General features: G+C 46.8%; 21 protein-coding genes. 11 read left to right on the top strand and 10 right to left on the bottom strand.

Going from position 1 to position 21,647, the window contains the following annotated elements; genetic code table 11:
- Positions 1-15: 15 nt before the first annotated feature.
- Positions 16-1,419 (bottom strand): envelope stress sensor histidine kinase CpxA, encoded by a 1,404-nt coding sequence (cpxA, locus tag DYB02_RS15975; protein ID WP_015297428.1) that lies wholly within the window; start codon positions 1,417-1,419, stop codon positions 16-18.
- Positions 1,419-2,108: a response regulator gene (locus DYB02_RS15970; protein ID WP_005478591.1), complete on the bottom strand. Its 690-nt coding sequence runs from the start codon at positions 2,106-2,108 to the stop codon at positions 1,419-1,421. Before DYB02_RS15970 ends, cpxA begins: the two co-directional genes overlap by 1 nt.
- 190 nt (positions 2,109-2,298) lie before the next feature.
- Here DYB02_RS15970 and DYB02_RS15960 point away from each other — a divergent pair, with 190 nt between their 5' ends.
- From DYB02_RS15960 to pfkA, 3 genes are all read left to right on the top strand, one after another.
- Positions 2,299-2,811, top strand: coding sequence for a CpxP family protein (locus DYB02_RS15960; protein WP_005487153.1), 513 nt, complete (start codon positions 2,299-2,301; stop codon positions 2,809-2,811).
- 115 nt (positions 2,812-2,926) lie between these two features.
- Complete coding sequence (gene fieF, locus DYB02_RS15955) at positions 2,927-3,835, top strand: CDF family cation-efflux transporter FieF (protein ID WP_005482190.1); 909 nt, start codon at positions 2,927-2,929, stop codon at positions 3,833-3,835.
- A 284-nt stretch (positions 3,836-4,119) separates the two neighbouring features.
- Positions 4,120-5,082: a 6-phosphofructokinase gene (gene pfkA, locus DYB02_RS15950; RefSeq protein WP_005460467.1), complete on the top strand. Its 963-nt coding sequence runs from the start codon at positions 4,120-4,122 to the stop codon at positions 5,080-5,082.
- 94 nt (positions 5,083-5,176) lie between these two features.
- On the opposite strand, the gene DYB02_RS15945 is transcribed toward pfkA, so the two are convergent.
- Positions 5,177-6,559 (bottom strand): MATE family efflux transporter, encoded by a 1,383-nt coding sequence (locus DYB02_RS15945; RefSeq protein WP_021453404.1) that lies wholly within the window; start codon positions 6,557-6,559, stop codon positions 5,177-5,179.
- A 229-nt stretch (positions 6,560-6,788) separates the two neighbouring features.
- On the opposite strand from DYB02_RS15945, the gene DYB02_RS15940 reads away from it, so the two are divergent.
- From DYB02_RS15940 to DYB02_RS15930, 3 genes are all read left to right on the top strand, one after another.
- Positions 6,789-7,079: a co-chaperone GroES gene (locus DYB02_RS15940; protein ID WP_005381516.1), complete on the top strand. Its 291-nt coding sequence runs from the start codon at positions 6,789-6,791 to the stop codon at positions 7,077-7,079.
- Between the two features lie 77 nt (positions 7,080-7,156).
- Positions 7,157-8,800, top strand: a complete 1,644-nt coding sequence (gene groL / locus DYB02_RS15935; RefSeq protein WP_005482180.1) for a chaperonin GroEL — start codon at positions 7,157-7,159, stop codon at positions 8,798-8,800.
- Positions 8,801-9,099: 299 nt separating this feature from the next.
- The gene (locus DYB02_RS15930; RefSeq protein ID WP_005457036.1) at positions 9,100-9,663 is read left to right on the top strand and encodes a VC2662 family protein; all 564 of its coding nucleotides are present in this window, start codon (positions 9,100-9,102) and stop codon (positions 9,661-9,663) included.
- Between the two features lie 82 nt (positions 9,664-9,745).
- Here the strand turns inward: DYB02_RS15930 and DYB02_RS15925 are convergent, their stop codons facing one another.
- The 3 genes from DYB02_RS15925 to epmB form a co-directional block, all read right to left on the bottom strand.
- The gene (locus DYB02_RS15925; RefSeq protein ID WP_005482203.1) at positions 9,746-10,243 is read right to left on the bottom strand and encodes an MgtC/SapB family protein; all 498 of its coding nucleotides are present in this window, start codon (positions 10,241-10,243) and stop codon (positions 9,746-9,748) included.
- Positions 10,244-10,492: 249 nt separating this feature from the next.
- Entirely contained in the window at positions 10,493-11,707 is a 1,215-nt protein-coding gene (gene alr / locus DYB02_RS15920) for an alanine racemase (RefSeq protein WP_005496464.1), read from the bottom strand.
- A gap of 707 nt (positions 11,708-12,414) precedes the next feature.
- On the bottom strand, positions 12,415-13,437 hold the full coding sequence (gene epmB / locus DYB02_RS15905; protein ID WP_020839790.1) for an EF-P beta-lysylation protein EpmB: 1,023 nt from the start codon (positions 13,435-13,437) through the stop codon (positions 12,415-12,417).
- A 33-nt stretch (positions 13,438-13,470) separates the two neighbouring features.
- Here epmB and efp point away from each other — a divergent pair, with 33 nt between their 5' ends.
- A complete protein-coding gene (gene efp, locus DYB02_RS15900) occupies positions 13,471-14,037 on the top strand; it encodes an elongation factor P (RefSeq protein ID WP_005456976.1) in 567 nt (188 codons plus the stop codon).
- Positions 14,038-14,305: 268 nt separating this feature from the next.
- The gene (locus tag DYB02_RS15895; protein WP_005456928.1) at positions 14,306-15,709 is read left to right on the top strand and encodes an SPFH domain-containing protein; all 1,404 of its coding nucleotides are present in this window, start codon (positions 14,306-14,308) and stop codon (positions 15,707-15,709) included.
- A gap of 98 nt (positions 15,710-15,807) precedes the next feature.
- Here DYB02_RS15895 and frdD read toward each other — a convergent pair whose 3' ends face one another.
- From frdD to frdA, 4 genes are read right to left on the bottom strand one after another with little or no spacing between them, the layout of a single operon-like run.
- Entirely contained in the window at positions 15,808-16,185 is a 378-nt protein-coding gene (gene frdD, locus DYB02_RS15890; RefSeq protein WP_005456924.1) for a fumarate reductase subunit FrdD, read from the bottom strand.
- An 11-nt stretch (positions 16,186-16,196) separates the two neighbouring features.
- Positions 16,197-16,580, bottom strand: a complete 384-nt coding sequence (gene frdC / locus DYB02_RS15885; RefSeq protein WP_005381491.1) for a fumarate reductase subunit FrdC — start codon at positions 16,578-16,580, stop codon at positions 16,197-16,199.
- A 2-nt stretch (positions 16,581-16,582) separates the two neighbouring features.
- Complete coding sequence (locus tag DYB02_RS15880) at positions 16,583-17,323, bottom strand: succinate dehydrogenase/fumarate reductase iron-sulfur subunit (RefSeq protein ID WP_005456956.1); 741 nt, start codon at positions 17,321-17,323, stop codon at positions 16,583-16,585.
- Complete coding sequence (frdA, locus tag DYB02_RS15875; protein ID WP_005496469.1) at positions 17,323-19,122, bottom strand: fumarate reductase (quinol) flavoprotein subunit; 1,800 nt, start codon at positions 19,120-19,122, stop codon at positions 17,323-17,325. Before frdA ends, DYB02_RS15880 begins: the two co-directional genes overlap by 1 nt.
- 438 nt (positions 19,123-19,560) lie before the next feature.
- On the opposite strand from frdA, the gene epmA reads away from it, so the two are divergent.
- The 3 genes from epmA to DYB02_RS15855 are packed head-to-tail and all read left to right on the top strand — an operon-like array spanning position 19,561 to position 21,573.
- Complete coding sequence (epmA, locus tag DYB02_RS15865) at positions 19,561-20,532, top strand: elongation factor P--(R)-beta-lysine ligase (RefSeq protein ID WP_021453452.1); 972 nt, start codon at positions 19,561-19,563, stop codon at positions 20,530-20,532.
- 9 nt (positions 20,533-20,541) lie between these two features.
- A complete protein-coding gene (locus DYB02_RS15860) occupies positions 20,542-20,916 on the top strand; it encodes a VanZ family protein (RefSeq protein ID WP_029805073.1) in 375 nt (124 codons plus the stop codon).
- 21 nt (positions 20,917-20,937) lie between these two features.
- Positions 20,938-21,573 (top strand): TetR/AcrR family transcriptional regulator, encoded by a 636-nt coding sequence (locus DYB02_RS15855; protein WP_005456944.1) that lies wholly within the window; start codon positions 20,938-20,940, stop codon positions 21,571-21,573.
- Positions 21,574-21,647: the final 74 nt, after the last annotated feature.

The raw sequence follows: 21,647 nt of genomic DNA, 5'->3' as shown, positions 1-21,647 counted from the left end.
TGAAATCTTGTAGGGTTATTTGCCTACTTTGACTAAAGGCAGCGTGATGGAGACGCGCAAACCTCCCAGTGGGCTGCGGCTCGCGACTATCGTACCGCTGTGCTGACGAATCGCACTTTCTGTGATGGTTAACCCTAATCCAGTGCCGCCAGAGTGACGATCACGAGCAGTAGACACACGATAGAATGGACGGAAAATCGCATCTAACTCTTCATCCGGCACACCATCACCGTTGTCATCGACGGTAATCGTCAGTGTGTCAGTCTTGTCTTGAATGTCTATCTGCACTTCATCTTTTCCGTAATAAATCGCGTTGCGAATGATGTTTTCTACCGCGCTCATCAACAGTTTTGGGTTGCCTGAGATATGTCGCTCAGGGATCTCTGAATAGCGGAGTGTTTTACCCATTTGCTCGGCTTCAAACTGCGCATCTTTAATGATCTCTTCCCACAAACTTTCTATTGGCTGTGTCTCGCGTGTCATGTGGCTGTTCACCTGCATGCGCGAGAGCTCAAGCAATTCGCTGATCATCTGCTCAAGGCGCTGCGCTTCGGTATCAATGCGAACCAACTCAGGGCTGTCACCCTGTTTGCGCGTCGCTAATGCACTGGCCATGCGCAATCGAGTGAGTGGCGAGCGTAATTCGTGAGAAATGTCCGACAGTAAACGCTGCTGACCTGAAATCATTTGATTCACCGCTTCGACCATTTGGTTGAAGCTGCTGCCCGCTTGACGAAATTCTGCGGTGCCTTTTTCAAGATTCGGATCGATGACGAACTCACCTTTTGCCACTCGCTGTGCGGCGGCTTCAAGGCGGCGTGCGGGTTGGCTCAGCGCCCAAGCAAGCCACAGCAGTAATGGCGTGCTCACCAGCATGACGGCCAACAGTAACTGGAATGGGTGGTCGAAGAGACGTAGCAGCAGCGGTGGTGGCTCGTTCCATTTAAAGCCAACGTACATCAGCAGTTCAGAGTCGGCCAGAACGATTGGCACAGGGCCGGCAATCATATAGCGGCCATAAAGTCTCTGTTTTGGCTTGTTGTAATCTTCAATACTGGTGACAAAGTTTTGCATCGCACGCAGTTGAAAGTTGCTGCGCTTATCGGTGGTTAAGACGTTGCCGTTGTAATCCGAAAAGAACACTCGTGGTCGTGGGTCATGTTTACCTGCGCGGTTGCCCTCGACGCGGAATAAAATGCGTCCTAGATCGGTTTCTTTGCTGTACTTGTTTTGAATGGCATCACGCGTTTCAATGATCCGCTGATAATGCTCGTCTGGGATGTCGCGTGCTTTCCTTGGATCCAAATGTGGCAGTGATAGCACGGCTATCAATACCAACAGCATAGTGAACCAAAAGATGGCAAAGATGCGTCCATACAAGCTATTAATCTTTGGCAGTTTGATGCGTGATAGGCGCATTAATCCTCCTCAAGCAGCATATAGCCGCGACCACGTAGGGTTTTGATGCGCGGTTTGCCATTGCTTTGGTCGGGCAGCTTTTTGCGTAAGTTCGACACGTGCATATCGATTGCACGGTCAAAGGCCGCCAGTCTTTTACCTAGTACGTCGAGGCTCAACGTCTCTTTGGTGAGTACGTGTCCTGGGTTTTGGACAAAGTGGGTCAACAGCGCGAACTCGGTTGCGGTTAGATCCAGCAATTGTTGATCGCAGTAAGCCTCTTGTTTGCCCGGATACAGGCGCAACTCTTGGTACTCAATACAATCGCTGTTTTTGCCGTTTTTCTGCGTGTTACTGGTGCGACGTAAAATCGCGCGAATACGAGCGAGCAGCTCTCGGTCACTGAAAGGTTTTGGTAAGTAGTCATCTGCGCCGAGCTCTAAACCGATCACTCGATCAATCTCTTCGCCTTTGGCGGTCAACATCAACACGGGGGTTTCCCAGTTCTCTCGCAGACGCTTCAGCGTTTCCATACCATTTAATTTTGGCATCATTACATCCAGTAGGATGAGGTCGATATCGCTGTTGATTGCGGCAAGGCCGGCTTCACCGTCGTTTGCTTCACTGACTTCGAATCCTTCGAAGCTGAGCACCTCTTTTAATAGGCTTGTCAGTTCTATGTCGTCATCAATTAAAAGAATGTTTGCCATCGGGGCACCTTTGGTCAGTTACCGTTTACTTAATATTACATTGGATTGATGTGCGACGAAGAGGGCAAAAATCACTCTTTACGATTCTTTACGCTCCCTATACGCCGCTTTACTTAGCGAGTCGTATTCTATACTCAAGCGCTGTGAAAACAGCCCAGAAGAATCACTCACTTGTGTAAGGAATCGAATTATGAAATCTGCAAAAAAACTTGTGTTAGCTGCTGTTGTTCTACCTCTAACTTTAGGCACTGCGAGTGCATTCGCATTTGGCGGTAAAGATCACCACAAAGGCCCACGTGATGAATGTGGTATGGGTATGGACCGTGGCATCATGCGCGATTTGAACTTAACTGATGCACAAAAAGACCAACTGCAATCTTTCCGTGATGCAAACCGTGCGGAAATGAAAGGCAAATATTCACAAAACCGCGAAGCACGCATGGCAGAGCGCCAAGCGCATCACGCGAAAATGCAGTCTCTATTGCTAGCGGATACGTTCGATGAAGCGCAAGCCACAGCTCTAGCGAAAGAGATGGTTGAGCGCCAAACTGAGCACCGCGTGAAAATGCTGGAGAGAAAACACCAAATGTTGAGCGTGCTGACTCCAGAGCAAAAAGCTGAATTTGTAAAACTGCAAAACGAGCGCATGCAAGAATGTGGTGACCAAATGCAACAACGCATGGGAAAACACCGCAATAATTAAGTCATGATCCGATGATATATATGAAGAGGCAGCCACAGGTTGCCTCTTTTTGATCTGGCGATTTCACGCGCATTCAACGTATACTCAAAATACGGTTTGAGTTAACTCTTTGATTATGAAACAGCAATATGCACGCTTAGTCACGACGGCAGCTTGGACAGCAACCATAGTGGCGACGCTTCTTCTCATTGTAAAAGTCATCACATGGTGGGTGACGGGATCGGTCAGCCTATTGGCATCGCTTATTGATTCGATGCTGGACATCGCCGCTTCAGTGGTGAATTTGGTGGTGGTTCGCTATTCGCTGCAACCAGCCGACAGAGAACACACTTTTGGGCATGGTAAGGCCGAGTCTCTCGCTGCGTTGGCACAGGCGATGTTTATCTCCGGCTCTGCGGTATTTTTGATCCTAAACGGTATCGATCGTTTCTTCAGGCCACACGAGCTGAACGCGCCGGAGCTGGGTGTGTATGTCTCCTTGTTTGCGATGATGGTGACGTTTGGTTTGGTCATGTTCCAGAAACGCGTGGTGCGCATCACGGGCAGCCAAGCAATCGCGGCAGATTCGTTGCACTACCAAACGGATTTATACATGAACGGGGCGATCATGGTCGCGCTTGGGCTCAGCTATTTTGGTGTAACGCAAGCGGATGCGGTCTTCGCGATTGGTATTGGTATCTTCATTCTTTACAGCGCCTTCAAAATGGTCAGCGAAGCGATTCAAACGTTGCTCGACAGAAAGCTGCCCGATGAAGAGCTTGAGCAAATTAACCAAGCTTGTTTGAGCGTGAAAGGCGTGTTGGGTGTACATCAGTTGCGTACCCGTATGTCTGGTCCAACACGTTTTATTCAATTGCATTTGGAGTTGGATGACAACTTGCGTTTAATTGAGGCGCATTATATTGCCGATAAAGTGGAAGATAATTTGTTGGCATTGTTCCCAGAGGCGGATGTATTGATCCATCAAGATCCATTGTCGGTGGTATTTGGGCCAGAAAAAGAGCAAAAAGCACAAGATTGGTAAGAGTCGAAAAAACGTTTTGATCTTAACGACAAACAAGCGCTTATTGACTATCTTTCCATCAATGCTTATTAAGATTCGTGATCCTGATGTGAATCAACAAAGTTTCAAAGAGAAACTGTAATACTCTTACATAAGTAGAAAAGTTACATAAAAAAGTGCGTTTTAATTGGTATTCCTGTAGAGGAAATGTAACATAACGCACAGTTCTGGATTATGCAGGTTGCTTGGTAACAAGGGGCCTAAAAGAAAATTAAATAATTGATTGCCAAAGATCGAGGGTGAGCATGATTAAGAAGATCGGTGTTTTAACAAGTGGCGGTGACGCACCTGGTATGAACGCTGCTATACGCGGCGTAGTACGTACAGCACTATCCGAGGGATTGGAAGTTTTCGGTGTGTACGACGGCTACCTAGGCCTATACGAAGGCCGCATCGAGAAGCTAGATCGTTCTAGCGTTTCAGATGTGATCAACAAAGGTGGTACGTTCCTAGGTTCTGCACGTTTCCCTGAATTTAAACAAGTGGAAGTGCGTGAAAAAGCGATCGAGAACCTAAAGAAACATGGTATTGATGCGCTAGTCGTGATCGGTGGCGACGGTTCGTACATGGGTGCGAAGAAACTGACTGAAATGGGTTACCCATGTATCGGTCTTCCAGGCACAATCGATAACGATATCGCTGGTACTGACTACACAGTGGGCTACCTAAGTGCACTAAACACAGTTATCGATGCAATCGACCGTCTACGTGATACTTCTTCTTCTCACCAACGTATTTCAATTGTAGAAATCATGGGCCGTCACTGTGGTGACCTAACTCTGATGTCTGCAATCGCGGGTGGTTGTGAGTACATCATCACTCCAGAAACCGGTCTAGACAAAGACAAGCTGATCAGCAACATCCAAGACGGCATCGCAAAAGGTAAGAAACACGCAATCATCGCGCTTACTGAGCTAATGATGGATGCAAATGAACTGGCTCGTGACATTGAAGCGGCTACAGGTCGTGAAACTCGTGCAACAGTACTTGGTCACATCCAACGTGGTGGTCGTCCAACTGCATTTGACCGCGTTTTAGCATCTCGCATGGGTAACTACGCTGTTCACCTACTGCTTGAAGGTCATGGCGGTCGCTGTGTCGGTATCGTGAAAGAGCAACTTGTTCACCACGACATCATCGACGCGATCGAAAACATGAAGCGTCCAGTGCGTAACGATTTATACAAAGTTGCTGAAGAACTGTTCTAAGCAAGCTTGAAATAGATACAAAAAAACCGCGGCTTTCCGCGGTTTTTTTGTATTTGAGTATCAGCGAAAGGAAGCTGATGTATCGGGTAGAATCTTACGAAGCGCTGTTTTGTTCAATCAGCGTCAATTTACGTTCGCGCAACGCGAACATGTAACCCAGCAGCCCACCTAGTGTGTTGCCCAGCGCAATACCGATGAACAAGCCTTCAATGCTGTACACTTGGCTGCCAACCCATGCAGCAGGCAACGTAAACACGAACAGACGCATGAAGCTCCATTGGAAAGCGCGTAGCGGCTTGTGCATCGCATTCAGCCCACTCACCAACATCATCACAATACCTTGGAAACCATAGCTAAATGGAACCACGAGTAGATAGTGCCAAAGTAGATTCTTCACTGTTTCTTCTTGTGAAAATAACGCCGCTAAAGGAATGCTCAATGGCACCATCATCAAGAAGATAAACCCTTGGAACACCACAGCAAAACGCATGCTGAGAAACAAACCAGAGAAAGCGCGCTGAGGATTTTTTGCCCCTAAGTTCTGCGCCATAAATGGCGTGAGTGCGGAGGTCAGCGACATCAACACTAAGATCAGAATCGACTCAATACGCTGCGCAGCGCCGTAAGCTGCCACCGCTGCCGTGCCGTGGCTAGATAGCAGCATCATCAAAATCGCGCCCGACAACGGATTCATCGCATTGGATAGCGCTGCAGGGGTGCCAATTTTTAACGTCTGTTGCCAATCTTGTTTCAATGAGGCCCATTGAGGTTGTGCGAGCAGTTTTTCGCGTTTCACCAACACATAGAAAGAGCCGCACAAAGCGCCTAGCCAACTAAAGGCACTCGCTATAGCAGCGCCCTGAATGCCAAGTTCTGGGAAGGGGCCATAACCGAAAATCAGTAGTGGATCGAGCATGCCGTTGATCAGACCGGCCAACATCATGATCTTAGCGGGTGTCTTAGTGTCGCCAGTGGCACGGATCGCACTGTTGCCCGCCATTGGAATCACCAACAGTGGAATGGTGAGATACCACACCTGCATGTATTGTTCGATGAGTGGAATCAGATCGTCGGCCGCGCCAAGGAAACGAAACAGTGGCGCAATGGTAGCAAAGCCAATAGAAGAAGCGATAGCGACGAGCAATACCGCCAACAGCAAACCGTGAGTCGTAAATCGCGCCGCTTGTGGAGCATGACCTTGACCAAGTAAGCGGCCAATGTTGGTCGATAGCCCCATCCCGATCCCCATCGTGATGCAGTTAACCGCAAAGGTGACAGGAAACGTGTAGCTGATTGCCGCCAGGGCATGCGTCCCCAACAACGAGATAAAAAACGTATCCACCAAGTTAAACATCAAAATTGCGATCATGCCCATAGTCATGGGGACGGTCATCTTGCGCAGTGTTTCGGGAATGGGCGCGCTCAGCAAACCATGCTTATCTGTCGCGTGGTTTTCTGGCTTGTTCTTTTCCAGCATGTTGAACATCTATCTGGTGGGCAAACTGCAAGGATACAAGAAAGCGAGAAGCTGGGCGAGTGAGCATTTCGCACGCAAACCGTTGCTTAGCTGTTCGTTATTTTAACTAAGTCACAAAAAAAATACGTCTCCCCCTTGGGATTACTCGTTTGACCCCTTATATAGGGATCACGTGCCCCAACGCGGGCAATTATCAAATAAACATGGAAATTTTCAGGAGAGACGACCGATGAACATTCGTCCATTACATGACCGAGTTATCGTTGAACGTAAAGAAGTTGAATCTAAGTCTGCTGGTGGCATCGTTCTTACTGGTTCTGCTGCGGAAAAATCAACTCGCGGTGTTGTTCTAGCTGTAGGCAAAGGCCGCATCCTAGAAAACGGCACAGTACTACCGCTAGACGTAAAAGTTGGTGACACCGTTATCTTCGCTGAAGGTTACGGCACTAAAACTGAAAAAATCGACGGTAAAGAAGTGCTTGTCATGTCTGAAAACGACATCATGGCGATCGTTGAATAATAGCAATCATTGAGTAATTTTTTGCTCAGATTCAAATTGAAAATCAAACACAAAGAATTTTAGAAAGGAAATCAAAGATGGCTGCTAAAGACGTTAAATTTGGTAATGACGCACGAGTTAAGATGCTAGAAGGTGTAAACGTTCTGGCTGACGCAGTGAAAGTAACACTGGGTCCTAAAGGTCGTAACGTAGTTCTAGATAAATCTTTCGGTGCTCCAACCATCACTAAAGACGGTGTATCTGTAGCGCGTGAAATTGAGCTGGAAGACAAGTTCCAGAACATGGGCGCGCAAATGGTTAAAGAAGTAGCGTCTAAAGCAAACGACGCTGCGGGTGACGGTACAACAACAGCAACCGTACTAGCGCAAGCAATCGTAAATGAAGGTCTAAAAGCAGTTGCAGCGGGTATGAACCCAATGGATCTTAAGCGCGGTATCGACAAAGCTGTTGCAGCGGCAGTAGAGCAACTAAAAGAGCTTTCTGTTGAGTGTAACGACACCAAAGCAATCGCTCAGGTTGGTACTATCTCTGCGAACTCTGACGCAAGCGTAGGTAACATCATTGCTGAAGCAATGGAACGCGTTGGCCGCGACGGTGTTATCACTGTTGAAGAAGGTCAGGCTCTACAAGACGAGCTAGACGTAGTAGAAGGTATGCAGTTCGATCGCGGTTACCTATCTCCTTACTTCATCAACAACCAAGAAGCGGGCAGCGTTGAGCTAGAAAACCCATTCATCCTTCTAGTTGATAAGAAGATCTCAAACATTCGTGAGCTTCTACCAACTCTAGAAGCAGTAGCAAAAGCATCTCGTCCACTGCTAATCATCGCAGAAGACGTAGAAGGCGAAGCACTAGCGACATTGGTTGTGAACAACATGCGTGGCATCGTGAAAGTTGCTGCGGTTAAAGCGCCTGGTTTTGGTGACCGTCGTAAAGCAATGCTACAAGACATCGCTATCCTAACTGGCGGTACTGTGATTTCTGAAGAAATCGGTCTAGAACTAGAAAAAGTAACGCTTGAAGATCTAGGTCAGGCTAAGCGCGTAAGCATCACGAAAGAAAACTCAACCATCATCGATGGTGCGGGTGAAGAAGCGATGATCCAAGGCCGCGTTGCTCAAATTCGTCAACAAATCGAAGACGCAACTTCAGACTACGACAAAGAGAAACTACAAGAGCGTGTTGCTAAACTGGCTGGCGGTGTTGCAGTAATCAAAGTTGGTGCAGCGACTGAAGTTGAAATGAAAGAGAAAAAAGACCGCGTAGAAGACGCGCTACACGCGACTCGCGCAGCGGTTGAAGAAGGCGTAGTTGCTGGTGGTGGTGTTGCACTAATCCGCGCTGCATCTAAGATTGTTGACCTAGAAGGCGACAACGAAGAACAAAACGTTGGTATCCGCGTTGCGCTTCGCGCAATGGAAGCGCCAATCCGTCAAATCACGAAGAACGCAGGTGACGAAGACTCTGTTGTTGCGAACAACGTGAAAGCGGGTGAAGGTTCTTACGGCTACAACGCAGCGACGGGTGAATACGGTGACATGCTAGAGATGGGTATCCTAGACCCAACTAAAGTAACTCGTAGCGCTCTACAATTTGCAGCGTCTGTCGCTGGTCTAATGATCACAACAGAAGCGATGGTAACTGACCTACCACAAAAAGAAAGCGCAGGCATGCCTGACATGGGTGGTATGGGCGGTATGGGTGGCATGGGCATGATGTAATCATCCCGCGCTATTCCAAGCTGAGTAGAACAAAAAGCCGAGGTGTGAACCTCGGCTTTTTTGCGTCTGGCGTTTGCCCACTGTGCATTTTTCAGTGCAGGTAAAAGAAGATGTGAATTGTGAGGGATGCGTTCCGGCAGCGTCAGTGGAAAAACAGAAAAATAACTGAGATGAATTTTTTTCTAGGATAGTCAGATTGTTAAATATGACCTATTGCTAACACTTTTTGTGTCCGAATAGCGCAAAATCTGAACATTACACTATGTTGTAAATTACTGCTTACCATCATGGAGATAAAAATGAAAAAGCTTATGACGTCATTGGCTGTTGCAGCCACTATCGCATCACCTGTTGCTCTTGCGAACAGCACCCCTGTGATGTTTTCAACGATCGACCATACTAACGCTCCATCAAACTCTGCTGTTGGTGGTGTTCGTTTGGCGGTACTACATGGCCAAGTAAACGAAGTAAAAGGCGTCGACTTCTCTGTTCTAGGTATGTCTGAAACTGACCGTACTACGGGTGTGAACTTCGGTCTGTTCTTTGGGGCAGCGAAAGTAAACCAAGAAATGAAAGGTGCGTCACTTGGTTTGGTTAACTGGAACCAAGGCCAAACAACCGGTGTGAACTTTGGTGCGGTAAACATCACGAACAACGTGAAAGGCCTAAACTGGAGTGCGGTGAACTACTCAGAAGGTTACACCATGGCAGACGTTGGTCTGGCGAGTATTTCTAAAAAGTCTAACTTCCAACTTGGCTTCTTCAACATGACTGACCAAATCGATGGCGTGCAAATTGGTCTGTTGAACTGTGCGGATAACGGCTTCTTCAAATGTTTCCCTATCATCAACTTCGCTAAATAATCTTAGCGAAAGCCAGATACCAAAAAGCCCGCGATGTTCGCGGGCTTTTTTATTGGAAAATTGAAACAGGCCAACCATTCTCTTATTTGATCAAGCGAGAGGAGGTTTTGCGCTGCTGAATTTTTTGATGAACACCGCGACGTAACGCCTTGATACGGTTTTCTGCTTTATCCACGCCAAGCAGAACGCTCAACGCAAGCAAGGTAATCACGACCGATTGCATTAAGTAACCGAGGCCGATCATCAAACCGAGCCCTGCCAGTACCCAAATGACGGCTGCCGAAGTGACGCCATGGATTTTGCCATCCAGCGTCATCATCACGCCTGCACCCAAGAAGCCGACGCCAGTAATTATCTGACCAAGCACACGAGCTTGGTCGAGCGTGTTTGGTGATAATGACACTGCCATCGACATAAACAGGTAGGTGCCTGAAATAATGAGAATTGCTGTGCGAATACCTACTGGTTTACCACGGGTTTGGCGTTCTATGCCAATCATTAACCCATTGATGGCACAGCAAAATAGGGCAGGCCAACTGAATGGGCCAAGATCGAAAATTTGTTCGAATGTTGTATGCATCTTGACCTCCAAAGCAGCGGAGTATGCATAGACTTATCCTGCAAAGCGAACAAAAAGGATCGTTCGTGTCGACAAATTTACATTGAACATCTGCTTCTGGTTTGGAGCGCGACGATGAGCCAAATGGTGAGAAAAAACGATCAAATTGGCGATGATCTTATTTATCGTTTTGATGGAATGACTTTATTAAACAATAGACATAAAAAAGGCCAGTATGAGACTGGCCTTGGTGATTATTGCACTTGCCGTTTAACGGTAAACGCGAGGGTTAGTTGCACCCCAGATAGTGTAGTGCTCAGGCAGAATACGACCGCTTTTCTCTTCGGTTTCTTCTGCTGTGATTTCTTCAAAGCCTTGGCGGCCAAATACAACTACTTCGTCGTTTGCCTGAACACCAATGATGTCAGTGACATCAACCATAGTAGTGTTCATTGACGCTTTACCCATTACGCGAGCACGCTGACCGTTGATCAGAACGTCAGCTTTGTTGCTTAGCGAACGGGCGAAACCGTCTGAGTAGCCGATAGGCAGGTTAGCCAGGATAGAGTCACGCTCTAAAACTTTAGTGCTGCCGTAGCCGATTGTGCTGCCTGCAGGGAAGAAGTGCAGTGATGCTACGCGTGTTTTGAAAGACACGATGCGCTCGTAAGGTAGGGTTGCAGGGTAGTCACCGTACAGCATGCCGCCAGGACGAACCATATCCAGATGTGCTTCAGGAAGATTTAGCGTGATGTAAGAGTTAGCCACGTGCAGTGTGATGTCTTTACGTTTCAGACCTGCGCTGTCCATTAGCCACTTTGTTTCTACTTTGAAACGGTCAACCTTGCGGCGGATTTCATCAAGACCTTCATTCGGGAAGTGGGTCATCATACCTACGATTTTTAGGTTAGGATCGCTTGCGATTTCCACACCTTCAACCTGACCTTCATATGTTGTCAGATCCAGACCATTACGACCCATGCCTGAAGTATTCAGAGCAAGGTGAACAGGAATAACGGTATTGTAGTTGTATGCAATCTCGATGATTTGATCCGCCTGCATCTTAGTGCCAATCAGCTCTTCGATTTCGTACTGTACGCCGTTTTCAATTTCGTTGCGGCTAGCCGCACGGACACGCATGATCTTGCCTTCGAAGCCATGCTCACGCACTACGCGAGCTTCTTCATTACTGGTGATACCTACACATGCAACGTTGTTCGCGATGATGCTAGGCATCAGGCCTGCGATACCGTTACCGTACGCGTCAGCCTTCATGATGGCACAGATCTGAGTGTTGCCCTTTAGATCCTTCTGAAGCAACTGAATATTATTTGAAAATGCCTGAGTATCAATTTCCAGCCAAGCGTTGCTCGCCTGAACGCGTTCTTCGCGCTCGCTGTCATCAAAATCAACTAGCAGAGGAGCGGCATGTGCGGCTGTTTGGCCCATTAGAGCCAGTGCAGTTAGGCTAAGTTTCAGTTTCAAAGGATATCTCCTGTTATGAGTTTTTTCTTCTTGTTGGTTGAAGTTAAAGTGTAAATAGATGCACAACGTCGCGTAGCGCAGTAGCTTTGCGTTTCCGCTCTTCAACCCCTTGTTGCGCGTCCTTAGCAGATAATCGGTTTTCTTCGGCACTGTTGCTCAGTGCGGCAAGATTGAATGATAAGTGTTCGCAGGAAAAGGTCTCTCTTTGACCGATTCAGTCCTCTCTTCCATGCTTTGGTAACGGTTGAGATTTCGCTGCGTAAACCGTTAAGTGAGGCGTTGGCCTGGTCGACAGAATGCTTGGTTACGTCCCGAATCATCGGTTTCAGCTAGGTAATGGTTGCTGCAATACTTTCTGGTGGACTGGTTAACTTTCCGCAGGGCTGCCTTAAAGGCGATGAAGGCATTTACCAATGCGTAGACTTCACGTTTACTGGCTACCGTTCTTTACGTCTTTCATCTTCAGTTTGGTTGAATATGGATGTCGTAAACTCGACCATTTTTCATCACAATAGTGTGATTTTCATTCCATATTTTGTGTCGCAAATAATCTAGGCGGCAGAGACTACATGAGACTTAAATGTTTTAGAACGGTTTGGTGTCTTTTTTATTGAGTTTTCTGAAAATAAACAAAAATCAGAGAGAAATCGTAAGATTTTGCGTCTCGACCGACACAAAATCTCATGATTTGTAGGGGTTATAGATGGTTATGCAAGGTGTAGGTCGAGCGGCGTTTTGCTTTTTCGGCCGCCGATTTCACGGGTGAGGGTCGGGATCAGATAGCCAGAGACGTTTTCTAATAAGCCTGCCATTAGTTGTCGGGCTCGTTCGTCATCGACCATAAAGTGGGCCGCTCCCTGGACTTTGTCTAGCACGTGCAAGTAATACGGCAGGATCCCAGCATCGAACAGGGCCTCGCTGAGCTGGCTCAGGGCATCAACGGAATCATTAACGCCTCTTAGTAAAACTCCCTGATTTAGCAGGGTGACATTGGCTTCTTTTAGTTTTTTCATTGCCTGGCGCAGCTCATCGTTAATCTCATTAGCATGGTTGATGTGCGTAACGAGGATAATTTGCAAGCGTGACGCTTTTAGCAACTGACACAGCTCATCTGTGATTCGAGCTGGGATCACTACAGGCAAACGGCTGTGAATGCGCAGACGTTTGATGTGCGGAATCTGAGCTATGTGTTCCAGCAGCCAATGAATCTCATCGTCTTTTGCCATTAGTGGATCACCGCCAGAGAAAATCACCTCATTGAGTTCTGGTTTTTCCGCCATGTATTCGATGCACTGGCTCCAAGCTTGTTTGCCGCTCTTGTTCTCTTGATATGGGAAGTGACGACGGAAGCAATAACGGCAATTCACCGCACAGCCGCCTTTGACGATCATCAGCACTCGGTTTTTGTATTTATGCAGCAATCCCGGGATAGCATTGTCTTGTTCGTCAAGAGGATCATTGGAATAGCCTGCATGCACTTCAAACTCGTCACTCAAGGGTAAAACCTGACGCAAAAGAGGGTCTTTAGGATTGCCTTTTTCCATCCTATCGACAAAACTTTGCGGTACACGCTGTGCAAACAGCTTGCGTGCGGCAAACCCGTCTTGCCACGGTGAGGGATCTATTTCCAGTATTTCGAGCAATTTTGCAGGATCAGAGATCCCATTCGCCAACTGTTTGAGCCAGTTTTGCTCAACAGAATCGACTTTTCGGGTTATTATGTGCGGCATTGGAATTTAGCTCTAAGAATGTAAGAGGAAAAAATGGCTACAGTTAGCACCAATGAATTTAAAGGCGGTCTTAAGTTAATGCTTGATAATGAGCCTTGTGTAATTCTGGAAAACGAATACGTTAAACCAGGTAAAGGCCAAGCGTTCAACCGCGTGAAAATTCGTAAACTTCTTTCTGGTAAAGTGCTAGAGAAAACATTCAAGTCTGGTGACACTTGTGAAGTGGCAGACGTAATGGATATCGACCTAGATTATCTATATTCAGACGGCGAATTCTACCACTTTATGAACAATGAAACGTTCGAACAGATCGCAGCTGACGCGAAAGCGGTAGGTGAAAACGCTAAGTGGTTGGTAGAAAACAACACTTGTATGATCACTCTTTGGAACGGTAACCCAATTACCGTTACTCCACCAAACTTCGTTGAGCTAGAAGTTACAGATACTGATCCAGGTCTGAAAGGTGATACTCAAGGTACTGGTGGTAAACCAGCTACACTAGCAACTGGCGCTGTTGTTCGTGTTCCACTATTCATCGCAATTGGCGAAGTGATCAAAGTTGACACTCGTACTGGTGAATACGTAGGTCGTGTGAAGTAATTAATACTTCTCTGAGAAAGGTCGCTTCGGCGGCCTTTTTTATTGCCCGTAATTTCCCTTTTCTACTGCTTTTCAGCGAAATACGAAGCTCACCGCATATTCTTATCTATTTTGTATTATTCGTAAAAATCGCATTAATTTCATGAATCTTTCGATTATTTCTTAATGTAACAATTTGATACATTAACACATGTTGTCAGCGAGTTGCATAGCAGCTTGATTTTCATCGATTTAACTCAATGACAACCGAAATAATAAGGAGAAAAACATGGAAAGCAGAAGCTTAGGACAAGGCTTAAAAGTAGAAGAACGACGTCAGTTGCTTCATCGCGGGATAAAAGCTGCATTGATTGGTGTGCCTTTATTGGCTGTAGGTTTAACGATCAACAGTTCGGTTTTGATGACAGATGCTGGCTATAGTTATGTGCATCAAAATAACATCACTGGTGAGTTGGATGTGTTTACTGAACCTGGTATTCATTTCCGGATGCCGTTTCTATCCAAAATCACTAAGTACGATCAAGTGATCACTGTGTCTTTTGGTAATAGCAAGGGTGAAGACTTTTACCAACGTCTTGATTCGGTTCAAGTTCGTTTCGCTGATACCTATATTGGTCAAATTCCGGTGACGTTCCGCTTTAAATTGAGTAACGATCCAGAAGCTCTAAAAAAGATGCATCGTGAGTTTCGCAATAACAACAACTTGATCGACGCACTGCTTGTGAAAAATGCGCGTAACGTGACAGTGATTACCGCCACGCAATACACCGGAGAGGAGTTTTTCCAAGGTGGTTTGAACCAGTTCAAATCGAAACTTGGTGATCAGTTGCGAGAGGGAATTTATCTTACAGAGCGACGTCAGGTTGAAGTGGAAGAACTGGACCTTGCGCCTGTTGGGGCGAATCAGGCTAACGCGAACCAATTGCAACGTACCAATCAGCTGGTTTGGAAAACCGTGCCAGTCGTAGACAAAACCGGGCAACCGATTCGTCAAGATAACCCGTTGCAACAATACGGTATTCAGGTAACGCAGGTGACCATTGGTGATCCACAACCAGAGAAACAGCTCGACCAATTGCTGGCGGATAAAAAGCGTTTAGTGGCAGATCGCATTCGTGCGATTCAGGAACAAGAAACGTCGAAAGCACAGGCGGAAACGGAGCAGTTGCGAAAAGAAATTCAACGTACTCGTGAAGTGCAAGATGCACAGCGTCAGAAAGAGTTGGCGATTATTTCACAGCAAAAAGAGGTCGAGGTTGCGCGCCAAATCGCGGAACGTGAAATCGTCGAAGTGGAAAAAACCAAACGACTTGCAGAAGTTGAGAAAGAGAAAGAGTTGGCAATTGCCGAGGCTAACCTAGCTATTCAAAAAGCAAACGCACTTTCCGCTGAGTTTGAAGCGAAAGCGATATTAGCGAAAGGTCGCGCAGAATCTGAAGTTTTAAAAGGTAAGTATGCGGCGTTAGGAGCAAACCGTGAAGTTTACTTGGCGGAATTGAATCGAGACGTAGCGAACTCGTTGTACAACAACTTGCAAAACTTCCAAGTTCAGATGCCACAAAACTACATCGGTGGAAGTGACGAAACGGGCTTGAAAACGAACTTAGATGTGATTACTGGCTTTGGTGCTCTGGGTCTTATGGACCAAACAAAGAAGGTCACACAGCAATAAGATCATGGGTGGTCAAAAGCTTAAAAAGCAAAAAGAACATCGGTAACCCAAAGCAATAAAAAAGCTGGCATTGAGCCAGCTTTTTTTAGTTCAGTATCTTAAATCATGAAGATAAAGATAACTGCTAGTGCAGTGATTAAGCCTGCAAATGCGTAACATGCTACTTTACCAATCACACCAGTGTGGAATTTAAGGTCGTGCATGCCGTGGTGTACACGGTGCATTGCATGCCACATTGGCAATGCTAGTGTGCCAATGATGAATAGCGCACCGATGATGCTGGTTGCAAATGCAGAGACACGCTCGTAGCTCATCGCTTCTGCGTCAATCACGCCTAGTGGTACCAAGATACCTAGCACAAGAACAGTGATTGGCGTCAGCATCGCGAACCAAGTACCGCCCGCACCAAACAGGCCCCACCAGATTGGCTCATCAGAACGTTTTGGTGATGTGTTTACACTATAATTCGGTTTCATTGCTCAGCTCCTTACACCACGATGAGAACGATCAGTGAGATGAACGCAACAGCGGCCCACTGAGTCAATACGATGATTTTCTTGTCCACTGGTTTGCCTTTCAAACGAATTGGCATTACTTGTGGCATCATGCTGAAGAAAGTTTGAGCGTGGAATAGGCTACCTAGCAGCGCAACGATGTTGATTGCGACTACGATTGGGTTCGCCATGAACGCTAACCAACCTTGCCAAGCTTCAGGACCTTTCACCAAGCAACCTAAACCGAAAGTTAGGAACAGAGTGAATAGGATCAAAGGAAGCACAGTCGCTTCACGTAGCATGTAGAAGCGGTAGAAAGGATGGTTCTTCCACCAAGTGCGTTTTACTTCACGAACGTAAGGTTTACGGTTGCTCATCCTTATGCCTCCTGAGGTTTCAACATAGCAATCACGAAGTCCATAGAAGACTCCACTTTGCCTTGGTTTACTGCCGCTGCTGGGTCAACATTCTTCGGACAAACTTCAGAACAGTAACCAACAAACGTACAACCCCAAGCACCGTTTTCACCGTTAATAAGCTTCATGCGCTCATCTTTACCGTTGTCACGGCTGTCTAGGTTGTAGCGGTGCGCTAGTGTTAGTGCCGCAGGACCGATGAACTCTGGGTTTAGACCAAACTGAGGACATGCTGCGTAGCACAGACCACAGTTGATACAGCCAGCGAACTGCTTGTATTTCGCCATCTGTTCTGGCGTTTGCAAGTTCGTACCGTCTTCTGGTTTACGGTCGTTACCAATGATGTATGGTTTGATTGCTTCAAGACGTTCGATAAACGGTGTCATATCAACAATCAAGTCTTTCTCGATTGGGAAGTTTGCTAGAGGCTCGATAGTTACGCCGTCTGGGTAGTCACGTAGGAAGCTCTTACAAGCAAGTTTCGGTACGTTATTCACCATGATGCCGCAAGAACCACAGATCGCCATACGGCAAGACCAACGGTAAGACAGATCTTTGTCTAGGTGATCTTTGATGTAGCCAAGTGCGTCAAGCACAGACATGGTTTCATCGAATGGTACTTCGAATGTTTGCTTGTATGGTTCTGCATCTTTTTCTGGGTCGTAACGCAGGATGTCTACTTTTTGAATGCGATTTGCTGACATTATGCTTGCTCCTCTGCGTTCTTCTCTTCAGCCGCTGCTTTTTCTGCTGCTTCACCGTATAGACGAGCTTTTGGTTGTGACTTAGTGATGGTCACATTGCTGTAATCGATGCTTGGTGCTGAATCTGGTTTGTAGAAAGCAAGTGAGTGTTTTAGGAAGTTCACGTCATCACGCTCTGTACAACCATCGTCTAGACGTTGGTGCGCGCCGCGAGATTCTTTACGTAGAATCGCAGAGTGAACCATCGCTTCAGCGACTTCTAGGCCGTAACCCACTTCGATTGCATATAGAAGGTCTGTGTTGAACACTTTACCTTTGTCTTTGATGCTGATGCGTTTGTAGCGTTCTTTCAACTCAGTGATTTTGTCGATAGTCGCTTGCATCAAATCTTCTTGGCGGTAGATACCACAGCCCGCTTCCATGGTGTGACCCATTTCTGTGCGGATCTCTGCCCAGTTTTCGTCGCCTTCTTGGTTCATCAGTTTTGCGATGCGTTCTTCAACGGCTTTTACTTGCGCGTCAATTGCCGCGTCGTTCCAGCCTTTGAATTCTGCCGCACGTTTCACTGCGTTTTCACCAGCTACGCGGCCAAATACTACGAATTCAGCCAGTGAGTTAGAACCTAGACGGTTTGCACCGTGAAGACCAACAGACGCACATTCACCAACCGCGAATAGGCCTTTAATGCGAGTTTCACAACCGCCGTCCGTTTCAATACCACCCATGGTGTAGTGAACGGTTGGACGAATTGGAATCGGCTCTTTTGCTGGGTCCACGTTTACGTAAGCTTTTGCTAGCTCACAGATGAAAGGTAGACGCTCTTGTAGGTACTCTTCACCAAGGTGGCGAAGGTCTAGGTGCACCACGTCACCCAGTGGGTGTTTGATGGTGTTGCCTTTCTGTTGTTCGTGCCAGAAAGCTTGAGAAACTTTGTCACGAGGACCTAGTTCCATGTATTTGTTCTTCGGTTGGCCAACTGGAGTTTCAGGGCCCATGCCGTAATCTTGTAGGTAACGGTAGCCGTTCTTGTTAACGATGATACCGCCTTCACCACGACAACCTTCCGTCATCAGGATACCTGTGCCAGGGAGACCTGTTGGGTGGTATTGAACGAATTCCATATCACGTAGAGGAACGCCGTGACGGTAAGCCATTGCCATACCATCGCCCGTTACGATACCGCCGTTGGTGTTACAGTGGTAAACACGGCCCGCGCCACCTGTTGCTAGAACAACAGATTTTGCTTTGATAGTAACAAGCTCGCCTTCAGACATGTGAATTGCAATCAGACCTTGAACTTCGCCTTCATCAACAAGCAGATCCAACACAAAGTACTCATCAAAACGTTTGATGTTGCTGTACTTCATTGATGTCTGGAATAGCGTATGAAGCATGTGGAAGCCAGTTTTGTCTGCAGCGAACCAAGTACGTTCAACCTTCATACCACCAAAGCGGCGTACGTTGACTTCACCGTTCTCTTTACGACTCCATGGGCAACCCCATTGCTCCATTTGGATCATTTCGCGAGTCGCGTTCTCTACAAAGTATTCAACAACATCCTGTTCACATAGCCAGTCACCACCGCCAACAGTGTCGTTGAAGTGGTTGTCTAAGCTATCTTCATCCTTGATAACTGCTGCTGAGCCACCCTCTGCAGCGACCGTGTGGGAGCGCATTGGATAAACTTTAGAAATCAGAGCGACTTCTAAGTCAGGGTTTGCTTCAGCCGCTGCAATAGCAGTACGAAGACCAGCGCCGCCTGCGCCGATGACTGCGATATCTGTGGTGATAATTTGCACAGTTATCCTCCAGTGTGTGATTGCGGAAATCCGCTTGTTATTGTGATTGCGAGGCGCTCTTTTAAAAGAACTCCCCAAAAGTAGTAGGGTTAGTGTAGATGAGCCACATGGCAGAAAAATTGATGTAATTGGGTTTTTGCTTCGGTAATGCACTTAAGGGCATAGAATTTATAGGTTATGTGACTGCTATCACGGCACGAAACATTTGAAACTCAAACGTCATATCCATGAATGTTAAATGAGTGTTGCTCGACATTACTGTCATTGATAATAGGTTTTATTTCGAATGTTTTTTGTACTGCAGCACGAGTAATGCTTGCTTCAAATTTAAACAATGTGGCGGGAAAATAGAGAAGGGAAATTCCCCTCTCGTCGAACCGTGAAAAGCATGTAGAATGGGTTTTTTACGCGCTAAATTAGAGTTTTGAGAGACTTATTATGCAAACCAACTGGCAACCTACCGCTTCCATTGAGCAACTTCGTCAACGTGCGACGTTAATCGCCGCCATTCGTCAATTCTTTGCCGAGCGACAGGTGATGGAAGTGGACACGCCAGCGATGAGCCACGCGACCGTGACTGACATTCATTTGCATACTTTCCAAACCGAGTTTGTTGGCCCTGGTTACGCTGATGGCAGTAATCTGTTCTTTATGACCAGTCCAGAATTCCATATGAAGCGCCTTTTAGCAGCGGGCAGTGGTTGTATTTATCAAATCAATAAAGCGTTTCGTAACGAAGAAAATGGTCGATACCACAACCCCGAGTTTACGATGTTGGAGTGGTATCGCGTTGGCTTTGACCATCATAAATTGATGGATGAAATGGATGACCTGTTGCAACTGGTATTGAAGTGTGGCGCAGCGCAGCGCATGACGTATCAACAAGCCTTCATTGATGTGTTGGGTGTGTGTCCATTAGAAGGCTCGATGACGGAGCTGAAAGCGGCGGCAAGCAAGCTGGGCTTGAGTGACATTGCTGAGCCAGAAGAAGATCGCGATACGTTGCTGCAACTGTTATTTAGCGTGGGAGTAGAAAACAAAATTGGTCAGGATGTGCCGGCTTTTGTGTACGACTTCCCTGCGTCACAGGCGGCGCTCGCAAAAATCAATCCTCAAGATCATCGCGTCGCGGATCGTTTTGAAGTGTACTTTAAGGGGATAGAGCTGGCGAACGGATTCCATGAACTGGACAACCCGAAAGAGCAATTAGCGCGCTTTGAACAAGATAACGCAAAGCGTATCGAAATGGGTTTAAAACCGCAGCCGATCGATTATCATCTGATTTCTGCACTGGAAGCAGGATTGCCAGACTGTGCAGGGGTTGCGCTGGGTATCGATCGTTTGATCATGCTGGCGCTAGGCTGTGACCACATTGATCAAGTCACGGCCTTTCCATTTCCAATCGCATAAGGATATCCAATGAACTTGACGGCTGCACGTTTCGTCATCTTGAGCTACGCCATATTGATCGCTTTTTTATCTCTGAGTTCAGGTGAACTACAAGACTGGGGCAATATCGCGTACCTCGACAAAATGCAGCATGCCATGGCATACAGCAGCTTTGCGTTTTTAGGTTGCTTTTGCGTGTGGCGTTGGCGTCAACGTTGGGCGGTAGCGATGGGTATTTTGCTATTTAGCGCCGTCATTGAGTGGCTACAAGGCTATGTCGGCAGACAAACCTCTTGGTTAGACCTTGTCGCCAACTCGACTGGCATCTTAACTGGTCTGTTATGTTACCGTATTTGGAGCCTCTATCGACCTAGGTTGGTGAAGTCGCTATACTCGATTCGTTAATGAAGAGGGAATACGATAACAATGAAAACGCGCGACAAAATCGTCTACGCGGCACTGGAGTTGTTCAACCAACATGGTGAGCGCAACATCACCACCAATCACATTGCCGATCACATCGAAATTAGCCCTGGTAATCTGTATTACCACTTCCGCAATAAGCAAGAAATCGTTCGTGAGATCTTTGCGCTTTATTCAGCAGAACTTTTAGAAAGATTTACCCCTATTCAAGGCTCACAAGAGAGCCTGACTATGCTGAAAAGCTACCTAGACTCTATTTTTACCTTGATGTGGAAATACCGCTTTTTCTACGCAAACCTACCAGAAATCTTGTCACGAGATGAACAGCTGCATGAGCAGTACATCGATGTGCAAGAGAAGCTGCAAGCCAACCTCATTGCGATTATGCAGGAGTTTGTTTCTTTGAAGCTGCTGGATGTGAATGAACAGCAGTTGAAATCACTGGTGTGCACGCTGCATTTGATCGCTTGTAGTTGGTTAGCTTACCAATCTGCAATGGCATCGAAAACCAGCATTACCGAGCAAATGGTGAAGCAGGGGATGCTGCAGATGCTAAATGTTGTGAAACCTGTCGCGACTGAACAAGGTTTGGAGCAACTACAGCTGTTGGAAGAAGCGGTCAGCACACTGCAGGGCTGATCGGTCACTTGCTTCAATATTTCGAGAGTCACTCTCATTTTCGAGTCGCGCCTTGAGTTGACTTGTCATACTTG

This window comes from Vibrio parahaemolyticus (genome assembly GCF_900460535.1).
GTDB lineage: Bacteria > Pseudomonadota > Gammaproteobacteria > Enterobacterales > Vibrionaceae > Vibrio > Vibrio parahaemolyticus.
This window is presented reverse-complemented; position numbering and strand designations above follow the sequence as displayed.

Bases quoted from the DNA above. Each gene is read 5' to 3' on its own strand.
- cpxA (WP_015297428.1), bottom strand. From the start codon at position 1,419: ATGCGCCTATCACGCATCAAACTGCCAAAGATTAATAGCTTGTATGGA.
- DYB02_RS15970 (WP_005478591.1), bottom strand. From the start codon at position 2,108: ATGGCAAACATTCTTTTAATTGATGACGACATAGAACTGACAAGCCTA.
- DYB02_RS15960 (WP_005487153.1), top strand. From the start codon at position 2,299: ATGAAATCTGCAAAAAAACTTGTGTTAGCTGCTGTTGTTCTACCTCTA.
- fieF (WP_005482190.1), top strand. From the start codon at position 2,927: ATGAAACAGCAATATGCACGCTTAGTCACGACGGCAGCTTGGACAGCA.
- pfkA (WP_005460467.1), top strand. From the start codon at position 4,120: ATGATTAAGAAGATCGGTGTTTTAACAAGTGGCGGTGACGCACCTGGT.
- DYB02_RS15945 (WP_021453404.1), bottom strand. From the start codon at position 6,559: ATGCTGGAAAAGAACAAGCCAGAAAACCACGCGACAGATAAGCATGGT.
- DYB02_RS15940 (WP_005381516.1), top strand. From the start codon at position 6,789: ATGAACATTCGTCCATTACATGACCGAGTTATCGTTGAACGTAAAGAA.
- groL (WP_005482180.1), top strand. From the start codon at position 7,157: ATGGCTGCTAAAGACGTTAAATTTGGTAATGACGCACGAGTTAAGATG.
- DYB02_RS15930 (WP_005457036.1), top strand. From the start codon at position 9,100: ATGAAAAAGCTTATGACGTCATTGGCTGTTGCAGCCACTATCGCATCA.
- DYB02_RS15925 (WP_005482203.1), bottom strand. From the start codon at position 10,243: ATGCATACAACATTCGAACAAATTTTCGATCTTGGCCCATTCAGTTGG.
- epmB (WP_020839790.1), bottom strand. From the start codon at position 13,437: ATGCCGCACATAATAACCCGAAAAGTCGATTCTGTTGAGCAAAACTGG.
- efp (WP_005456976.1), top strand. From the start codon at position 13,471: ATGGCTACAGTTAGCACCAATGAATTTAAAGGCGGTCTTAAGTTAATG.
- DYB02_RS15895 (WP_005456928.1), top strand. From the start codon at position 14,306: ATGGAAAGCAGAAGCTTAGGACAAGGCTTAAAAGTAGAAGAACGACGT.
- frdD (WP_005456924.1), bottom strand. From the start codon at position 16,185: ATGAAACCGAATTATAGTGTAAACACATCACCAAAACGTTCTGATGAG.
- frdC (WP_005381491.1), bottom strand. From the start codon at position 16,580: ATGAGCAACCGTAAACCTTACGTTCGTGAAGTAAAACGCACTTGGTGG.
- DYB02_RS15880 (WP_005456956.1), bottom strand. From the start codon at position 17,323: ATGTCAGCAAATCGCATTCAAAAAGTAGACATCCTGCGTTACGACCCA.
- epmA (WP_021453452.1), top strand. From the start codon at position 19,561: ATGCAAACCAACTGGCAACCTACCGCTTCCATTGAGCAACTTCGTCAA.
- DYB02_RS15860 (WP_029805073.1), top strand. From the start codon at position 20,542: ATGAACTTGACGGCTGCACGTTTCGTCATCTTGAGCTACGCCATATTG.
- DYB02_RS15855 (WP_005456944.1), top strand. From the start codon at position 20,938: ATGAAAACGCGCGACAAAATCGTCTACGCGGCACTGGAGTTGTTCAAC.